Source organism: Kosmotoga sp., assembly GCF_982836095.1.
The window spans coordinates 1-9,317 of the sequence record NZ_CEYIHJ010000028.1 but is presented as its reverse complement, the minus strand read 5'-3'; the positions used below and the strand labels follow the sequence as shown (position 1 = coordinate 9,317).

Sequence of the window (9,317 nt, the reverse complement as noted above, 5' to 3'; positions counted from 1 at the left end):
TGAATTGATGGCACTTGCTTTTTTTGTATCGACTACATAAATGGGCTTGTCAAATTCTTCAGCGACCATTTTTGCCGTGTTATAGGTACCCGAAATGCCTGTGGAAATGCAAAGTACGAGAATTTCTTCATATCCATCCTCAAATGCCTTTTCATAAAGAGAGCGTATTTCTCCTGGGGATGGCTGGGAAGTAGTAGGAAGTTTTTCGCTAATTTCAAGCCGTCTCCAAAAATCCTTTATGACTGAAAGGTCTCTGGAATCATCATCTTCTTGTGTTCCGTTGGGCCAGGTCAAGTGCAGAGGAATGGTTGTTATATCGAGTTTCTCTATCCAGTCTCGAGGAATATCGGCGGTGCTGTCAAGCATTATCTTTGTCCTCATCGTAATACCTCCAATTTAAATTTCCATCTTGATAGTAGTATATCAAATATTCAGCTTTTGCTTAGAAAGTATGGAGTTAACATCCTGAACAACGAATAATTGATTCATGGGATTTTGTCTGATGCAATTTGCATAAATGGTAAAATCAAACGAGGAGGGTGTCTATGGGAAGGCTCAGCCGAAAAGTTTCTTTACAGTTTTTTCTTTTTGTGGTTTTGGTTTTAATTTTCATAGGTGTCTTTACCTTTCTTTCATTTGTAAGGGCTTCTAAAGAAGAATACACGAGCTATCTCGAAGCGAAAAAGCAGGATGTGTATAGCTGGTTCATTGAGTACAAGAAATCATTACGTGATAATCTCAAGTTCTTTCTTGAGAATGGTCGTTTACTTCCCGAGGTCAAACTACTGGTTGAATACAAACCCGATAACATAGCAGTTTTCAAAGACGAAGTTAACCTTTCGGAAAGTTATGAAAATCTACTGAGTGAATTTGGAAATACATTCTATGCTTTCCATGGCGAGTTGCTTTATTTTTATCAGGTCGATTACAGCGGGAGAAAATTCCTTCTTGCCAGCAAAGTCGATAAATCATTGATAGATGCTCTTTCTAGTTCTCTAGGGAAAGATACTCTTGTTTTCCTTTATAAGGATGGTCTTTACATAGTTCCAGAGGATTTTAAGGAATTAGAAATATATCCAACTATGGTAAAAAACTTATATGACGACAGTTCTGAAAGACCTGTCAACTACGTTGCAGTGCGTAGTTGGTTGGACCAATTGCTATTTGGAAGCAAATATCTGGTTGATCGTGTTGAATTAGTCGGAGCTAACGTCTACATTCTTCAATCGGAAAAACTGCTCAGTATTTTCCAAAAGCGCTTTGCTTATCTGATGCTTGCTGTAACAATGTTTGTATTGCTTTTTTCTTTTACCTTTTCTGCGACATTGAATTCATATATATCCAGGGCATTGAAAAATATCATCGAAGGATTCGAATCAATAAAACAGGGAAAATTCGAAAAGGTGAAAATAAAGTCTCGTGACGAATTACAGCTTATAGCTCAAGAGCTCAACAAGACTATGGAATTTATCAAGGATACCCTTGAGAAGCTTAAACTCTCTAATGAACAGCTGAAAGAGGCATCAATAATAGCGCAGCAAGCCAATAAGATGAAATCCGAATTCCTTGCAAATATGTCTCATGAAATGCGCACCCCTATGAATGCCGTGCTTGGCTTTACAGAACTTCTCATGGCTGAAGAAGACAATCCTGAGAAGAGAAAATATCTTTCTACAATTTATAAAAGCGGTGAACATCTCCTCAATCTCATAAATGATGTACTTGACCTTTCAAAGATAGAATCCGGCAAATTAGAAACCTTTAAGGTTCCTTATAGTCCACGGGAATTACTCAAAAACCTCGTTGAAACATACATTCCTCTGGCGTCTTCTAAAGAATTACATCTGGCTTATAACATCGATGAAGCCATTCCTGAATATCTTCTTGGCGATGAGTTGAGAATTCGGCAGATTCTCACAAATCTCATTTCAAATGCGATAAAGTTTACAGAAACTGGATATGTTACCATAAGGGCCATTAATGGCGAAACAACCATCGACTACATTGTGAAAGATACCGGGATAGGCATATCAGAGAAAGATTTTAAAAGGATATTTGAGCCATTTACACAACTGGATGGAACGATGTCAAGAAAATATGGTGGAACTGGTCTGGGCCTTACAATTACAAAACGTCTCGTTGAACTGCTTGAAGGGGAACTTTTCATAAAAAGTTCCCCTGGTAAAGGGACAGAAATCACCATAAGGCTTAAAAAAGAAATCCCTTCTGTCGTTAGTAACATACCGACAGAGAGTGATAAATCCAGTTCCTTAATGTTGCTTTTGATAACGCAGGATACTGAACTCCTGGAGAACCTTGGATCTACATTTTCCAGACATGGTATGAAATATAGATATACGGATGACCTGGATCTCGCAAAGCTTTTGTTGAATAATCAAGAGTTTTCTTTTGTGCTTTTAGATGGTGATTCTTACGTTGGAGAGCTTAAAGGGTTTCTGGAAAAGCTGAAAATCCCGTTTTTGATCCTTTCAGAGAGAAGGGACATTGATCAGATTTTTGGCGAATTTACGGTTGCAAAGCCAATCTCCGAAGATCGTCTTATAAATAAAATTTACAGCACGATTCAGAAAGCAGAAAAATTTGTACCTAAAAAGGCGAAAATTCTAATTGTGGAAGACAACGAGGCAAATAGATTGTTATTCAAAAAAATGCTGGAAAAGATGGGACATGAAGTCAAAGTTGTCGAAAACGGGAAAATTGCAGTTGAAATCATGAGCAAGGAAAAATTCGATATGGTTTTCATGGATATGCAAATGCCAATAATGGATGGTTATACAGCGACAAGGAAATTGAGAAAAAAGGGTATTGAAACCCCGATAATTGCCCTCACTGCTCATACCTTGCGTGGTGATGAAGAAAAAGCTTTAATAGCTGGATGTGATGGCTATTTGGGTAAGCCTGTCAAGCGGAAAGACCTCCTTGATGCGGTGAGGAAGTTCCTGGATCTGAAAAAAAACGAAGAAATCGGCAATGAAGAAAACCCTGATATAGAAGACGCTTCAAGTGCCTTCAATAGCAGGGTTGAAGTTTTTGCCAAAAAAATGGGGCTTTCCATGGAAGAAGCCCTTACAATGTTTGAAGAATACGGCAAGTTCATCGAAGAAAGGATAGAATTTATTCAGAAGAAAATAAAAGAAGAGGATTTTGAATCACTGGCCATAGAAGGGCATAGTTTAAAAGGTTCTGGCTCGATGTACTCGGTTGAAGAAGTATCAAAACTCGGGTTGAGCATAGAAAAATCTGCAAAGGAGCAACGAATTGATGAACTACACTCGCAATTGAAAGCTCTAATAAAATTGAAACGAAAAATTTGGGGATAGCTTACAGAAGCATTTCCAGCTGGTTCTTTCCTTCGACATATTTGTATGAAACCTTCTTTGCCAGGGACCTTATCAAATATATTCCCATACCACCATCTTTGAATTCCTCTATTCTCGAAAGATCCGGCAGTTTCCTTTTTAGAGGGTTAAAGGGTTTTCCAGAATCAGATATGGTTATTTCGATATCCCGCTGTTTTATATCTACTTTAATGTCAATACGGTTGTTTTCCATTGTGCAACCATGTTTCACGATATTTGTGCACGTTTCGATAATGACCAACTCGACTATAAAGGCCTTTTCGTTGCCCACAATTGGTACTAATTTCTCGTATATTTTTGATGAAGCATTGTCAACCTCTTTCAGGTTCGCTTTTACTTGTAAAAACATTTCATTCCTCACGAGGATCCACTAATAATTCAGAAATATCCTCAACGATTTTTATCACTTTGTTTATGCCAAGAAGCAAAAGCACTTTCCTCACATAAGGTGAAGGAGAAACAATGATGAGTTCAGAACCCATGTTTTCGAGTTTTTTACTCAAGGAAAGAATCCTTGCGATGCCTGATGAGTCAATAATATCAACGTTTTTCAGGTTAAGAGCGAGTATGTCGTCACTATCGACAAAGCCAAACAGATCATCGAAAAATTTTTCATTTGTGAACGCGGTTATTCTTTTTTCCTGAACCACAATTTCCTTTACCATGGGATCATCTCCCAAATCTTTCTAATGCCATTGAAACCGAGTCACAATCAATATCAAACAGTGTATTCAACTTAAGCATCATAAACAGGTTCTTTAAGTCTGGCGATAACCCGCACAGTACTATAGGGATCCTGCTTTGAGATAATTTCTTGTATAATGCGATGAATGAGGCTATCCCCATGCTGTCGATAAAAATCAGATTATCCGCATCGAAGATTACTGCTTTAGATTGCTCGAGCTTTTGTTTTAATAACCATTCTCTGAATTCGATGGAGATTTCGCCTGTAATTCTCGTGGGTTCCTTCAATTTGATCACTGAGCACGTGCCATTGACCTTCTCAACTTTAAACAATGGAATCCCCCCTATTGAAATTGTATACCAATGATTGATATGTCATCTTCAAATTCTTTGGAGCCGTTGAAAGCCTTCAATTGATAGAAAACGCTTTCCAACTGGTTTTTCAATTCAAGGTTTCTATATTTGTAAAGGCTTTCCATGAGTCTTCTTGAGCCGAAAAGCTGACCATCGCCATCAGTTGCTTCGGTAACTCCGTCAGTATACAGAAAAAATCTTGCTCCCGAAGAAATGTTATAGCTTTTAGTGCTGCCCTTAAGCATATCTATACCTATAATACTTTCAGCGGATTCTTTCAATTCAAAGATGTCTTCTGCGATAAGTATTGGTGCGGGGTGACCAGCATTTGTTATTTCTACTGTTTTGCTGTCATTGTGAAAGAGAGCAGCCGTTACTGTAAAAAACAGCTTAAAATCGTTGAATCTGAAATTTTTATCAAGTTCTAACATGAATTTGCCTAATTCAAAATTCGGATGGTTATCACAATAATCCTCGATAAACCTGTGAACAATAACGGATAACATGGCGGCATTTACACCGTGTCCTGCAATATCAGCAAGGTATAACAACACTGTCTTCTCATCAATAGCGATGATATCGAAAATATCCCCTCCAACTTTGTGGGAAGGTTCATAAATCCAATGTATGCTTTCAAAATAACCTTCAGGAGGAGAAGAAGGAATCAGTGATTTTTGGATTCGGGAAGCAGCCACCAGGTCCTTTTCCAAAATTGATACGGCGTTTTCAAGAGAGTTGATCAAATTGTGAAGCTTCAGCTGGGTTTTCACCCTTAAAAGCACTTCTTCATGCAGGAAAGGCTTTGTAATAAAGTCAACAGCGCCATTTCTAAGAGCGATGAGCTTGTTTTCCTGGTCCGTAGATCCCGTGAGAACAATGATTGGTATCTTTTCCAACTGTTTGTTTTTCTTTATGGTGTCAAGCAATTCCAAACCATTCATATCTGGAAGCATGAGATCAAGAAGAATTAAATCTGGAGATTCGAGTTCTGCCACACTTAAGCCTGTTTTTGCATCAAAAGCTTCCAGAACATCATGTCCTACCTTGTTAAGTATTAACTTTAGCAACATTCTTATCGTTCTATCGTCGTCGACAACGAGTATTTTACCCATGTTACCCCCTGAGCCGATTTTATCATGAAAGGAATTCGTGCTTCATTTTCACTGTACTATTCAAAGTATCGTATCGCTTCAGCCGGTGGCAGCTTTGAAGCGAGATAACTTGGAACAAAGGTAGATAAGAGCGAGATTACATAAAAACTGAATCCCATAATCATCAGCTGGGACCATGGTATATAGAAATTCAACCCTTCTAGTGCTGGAGATGAAAACATTTCGTAAGTTGTCAAAATCCCCGTTAAAAAGCCCAGCAAAAGCCCGATTATCACTGAAAAACTAGCCTCAATCCAGAATGAAGAAAAGATCATATTCCGGGTGAAGCCTATGGACTTGAGAATCCCTATGATCCTTTTACGCCTGTAAAATGCTTTGAACATTGTAATGGCGGTACCTGCAATACCCACGAACATGCCAAAGTACAAAAAAGACCTGAAAATCTCAACGATCCCTTTGATAGAACTGTTGATAATCTTTAGGATATCATCTATAAAAATGGAAAACATACCTGACATTCCGACTAACGAACTCACCTTTTCATAATTCGTCTTCTTTTCTTCGTAGCTATTTCCATTGAGACTTATGAATAACATTTTACTGCTTAATTTTGCCCAGATTTCTTCGGGCAAACTTTTGGAGTAAATAAAGATCCCGTTGAACATAGAAAGGGTATCCTCTGGAATAACGCCAACAACAGAAAGCTTCATTGGACTTTCAAGAGGAATCCACACACTCCTGGTTTCCCTTCTTGGTTGTTGAGGGCCTGAGAAAGCTTGTTCGGAAGAAAATTCGGTGATCGTGACATTATCCCCAGGATTGGCTTTGAGAACACTTTCCGAAATTGCTATGGCTTCAGGGTGAGAAACGAGATAATTCCATAAAACTGAAATATCAGATCTTGCGCCTTTTAATGAGCCAGTGGTTTTGAGGTTTTTCAATGCAAAAGAACTCCCCTCGGGGAATTTTTCATCTATAAGATAAACATTCACCTTTTTAGATTCCCCAACAGGTGTAATAACTTTCGCCCTTCCCACGAGTATGGTCGTAGCTGCTTGAACTCCCTCGAGGGTAGAAAATTCAGTAGCAGACATAGTTGTTTCCCCGGATAATGAAGATGCGTAAACATCATAGCCATAAAGGAAAAGGTTTCTGCTTTCAGCGAGATTTTTTTCCTGGGTATAAGGGATAATAGAAATAACAGTGATTATATACACTACCATGGCATACATAGCGATTGTCATGGCAGTTGTGAGTTTATTTCTCGCAGGGAAAGAAATTGAAATTTTCAGAGTTGGAGTGTGCTTCTTGCTTCTTTTGAAAAGCTTTAACAGTATCCACTCAAAAATTTTAAGGTTGTAAGTTCCAAGAAGCATTACAGATAGTAGGATAGAAAATCCCTTAATGGCGATAAGTGTAATGGAATCGGAACCAGCTTTATTGACAAAATCTACTGAATTGCTCCAAAAAATGAATCCAAGCGCGGCTATGCTAAAAAAAGATACAACCAATCGCTTTTTCTTTATCGGTATTGCAAGAGGAAGAGTAAAAAGCACAAGGACAACTCCCAAAACAAAAAAGGAAGCATTCTCCGATCTAAATCCCCCAAAGGCAATCAAAGCCGAGATAATCACCGATAGAATAGACAATAATTTAAAACTTTTTGTCTCAATCCCCAGTTCTTCGGGTATGTTTCTAACTGCTCTGACAATATTCATTCTGGAAATTTTTCTACCAGCGTAAAGTGAAACCAAGATGGGAATCATCATACCCAACAAAAAACCGTAAATCAATGTTGAGGGTTTAACATACAGATCAAAGGTAGCTTCAAATGCGCTTGTATTTAATCTTGAACCAGCTGAGGAGATGAGCACGGATATGTTGTTTACCAGATTTACAAATTTGGAAAGTATGAATTTAGTTATAAATAATCCCGTAGGTATGCCCGCGATAGCTGCAAAAAGAGAGTAAAAAAAGCCTTCAAAAGTGATAACTTTTGACACTTCATTTCTCTTGAAACCAATTGCTCTCAATGTGCCTAATTCTACTTTTCTTTCTTCGGAAAGCATAATGTATATATTGATCAGCAAGAAAATACCTGCCACAATGGCAAAAAGGCTAAGTGCAAGGAAAATAAGTCCAATATTTCCCTGGGAGGCATCGGAAACGACTTCGCTCTTAACAGTTTCTATATCAAAGAAGCCATCCCCATGGGTTTTAACAAAGGCCACAACTTTGGGTGTAAGAGCTTCACCTTTGAGATAATCCCCTTTATTTGAAATAAAAATATCACTAAAGGCATCTGGTATATTTATTCCCAGGGCTTTCCTGGCATCGTTTGCGCTTAATAAAATAGTTCCCCTCATCGGATTCATTTCTGTTCCAGTGTAATTTACAAAGTCAGCTGCTTGATCTACAACATCGGTTATTTTTACAACAGGAAGCTTTATCCAGCTCAGCAACCTGTAACTTGCGTCAGGAAGAATCTCAAGTAGGTCTCCTTTGCCAACGCCAAGAGAATCTGCAACTTTTTTGTTTATTATTGCTGTGATGTAGCCATCACTTTTTTCTCCAAGGGCTTCAAATACATCTGTGCTTCCGCCTTTGCTGCCAAAGCTATTGACTTCAGCCGGATTTATCCCGATAAGGAAAGTGTCCATCGTTTTTCCAGGGGTTAGTTTCCTTGTTTCTCCAGGAATCCCGATGGTAATGTTCTTGGTAATTGCCGGTAAAACACCATCAATTAAAGTTGAGTCTTCTAACCAGGCGAGTTGTTCTTTGAGCTTTTCAGCATCGAAATATGGCTTACCGTCACCGGGCTTTAAAACCTCATCAATTTCCCCAAGCGAATGTTCGACCCGTGCATAGAGAAATTTTTGAAAGGAATCGTTCATAGCCATGGACCCTACTATAAGTGCCGTACCTATCAGAGAGCCAAGTATTACAAGCAGCGTTTCCGCTTTCCTTCTGAAAGCGTTTTTGAAACTCATTTTTAGCATTACTGGATTTTTCAGCATTGAGAATACAAGCCATAAAATAAGCGCGGCAACCACATATGATAAGATGTTTATCATTTTTTCTGTGCCTCCAATGTTTCAAGAGAAACGATTTTCCCGCTGTCCATGTGCGCTACTCTATCGGCATAAGAAGCTATTCTTTCATCGTGAGTTACTATTACAAAGGTCTGGTTGTACTTCTTGTTCAGCTCTACTATTAGATTCATAAGGTCTTTGCTTGATTCAGTGTCAAGTGCGCCAGTCGGTTCATCGGCCCAGACTATTTTTGGTCGGTGAACAAGAGCACGTCCAATAGCCACACGCTGCCTTTCGCCACCGCTTAATTGTGAAGGCAAATAATCTGCACGCTCATGGATACCCAGTTTTTTCAGCATGTCCAGAGCACACTTTCTTGCATCTTTCAAATTATAGCCGAGCGTGAGTAAAGGAAGTTCAATGTTTTCTACTGTTGTTAAAACAGGTATGAGATTATAGAACTGAAAAACAAACCCCATGTTAGCTGCCCTGAAGCGCGTTTTTAGATTATCGTCCATAGTATTCAACAACCTGTTATCAACGATTATTTCCCCTGAAGAAGGATCATCTATCCCTGAAAGGCAGTTTAACAATGTACTCTTGCCGCATCCTGAAGGACCGATAATCGCAAGTATTTCTCCCTCTTCAATCTCCAGATCCACATTCTTCAACGCATCTACCTTAACTTCCCCCGAATTGTAAATCTTGCACAGTTTTTTAGCCACCACAATCGCCATACTATCTACCTCTCAATC

At 38.8% G+C, this 9,317-nt stretch carries 8 protein-coding genes; 1 reads left to right on the top strand and 7 read right to left on the bottom strand.

Annotated features, from left to right (window positions below; all coding sequences use genetic code 11):
- On the bottom strand, window positions 1-381 hold a 381-nt coding region (locus AC3LHT_RS03360), incomplete at its 3' end, for a DegV family protein (protein ID WP_488661982.1).
- A 164-nt stretch (window positions 382-545) separates the two neighbouring features.
- On the opposite strand from AC3LHT_RS03360, the gene AC3LHT_RS03355 reads away from it, so the two are divergent.
- Window positions 546-3,341 (top strand): response regulator, encoded by a 2,796-nt coding sequence (locus AC3LHT_RS03355; protein WP_488661981.1) that lies wholly within the window; start codon window positions 546-548, stop codon window positions 3,339-3,341.
- 1 nt (window position 3,342) lies between these two features.
- On the opposite strand, the gene AC3LHT_RS03350 is transcribed toward AC3LHT_RS03355, so the two are convergent.
- The 6 genes from AC3LHT_RS03350 to AC3LHT_RS03325 are packed head-to-tail and all read right to left on the bottom strand — an operon-like array spanning window position 3,343 to window position 9,299.
- Window positions 3,343-3,729, bottom strand: coding sequence for an ATP-binding protein (locus tag AC3LHT_RS03350; RefSeq protein WP_290644774.1), 387 nt, complete (start codon window positions 3,727-3,729; stop codon window positions 3,343-3,345).
- Window position 3,730: 1 nt separating this feature from the next.
- Complete coding sequence (locus tag AC3LHT_RS03345) at window positions 3,731-4,045, bottom strand: STAS domain-containing protein (RefSeq protein ID WP_290665958.1); 315 nt, start codon at window positions 4,043-4,045, stop codon at window positions 3,731-3,733.
- Window positions 4,046-4,049: 4 nt separating this feature from the next.
- Complete coding sequence (locus tag AC3LHT_RS03340) at window positions 4,050-4,397, bottom strand: STAS domain-containing protein (protein WP_290665956.1); 348 nt, start codon at window positions 4,395-4,397, stop codon at window positions 4,050-4,052.
- 11 nt (window positions 4,398-4,408) lie between these two features.
- On the bottom strand, window positions 4,409-5,530 hold the full coding sequence (locus AC3LHT_RS03335) for a PP2C family protein-serine/threonine phosphatase (protein WP_488661980.1): 1,122 nt from the start codon (window positions 5,528-5,530) through the stop codon (window positions 4,409-4,411).
- A gap of 56 nt (window positions 5,531-5,586) precedes the next feature.
- A complete protein-coding gene (locus AC3LHT_RS03330; RefSeq protein WP_488661979.1) occupies window positions 5,587-8,604 on the bottom strand; it encodes an ABC transporter permease in 3,018 nt (1,005 codons plus the stop codon).
- Entirely contained in the window at window positions 8,601-9,299 is a 699-nt protein-coding gene (locus AC3LHT_RS03325) for an ABC transporter ATP-binding protein (protein WP_488661978.1), read from the bottom strand. Before AC3LHT_RS03325 ends, AC3LHT_RS03330 begins: the two co-directional genes overlap by 4 nt.
- Between the last annotated feature and the right edge of the window lie 18 nt (window positions 9,300-9,317).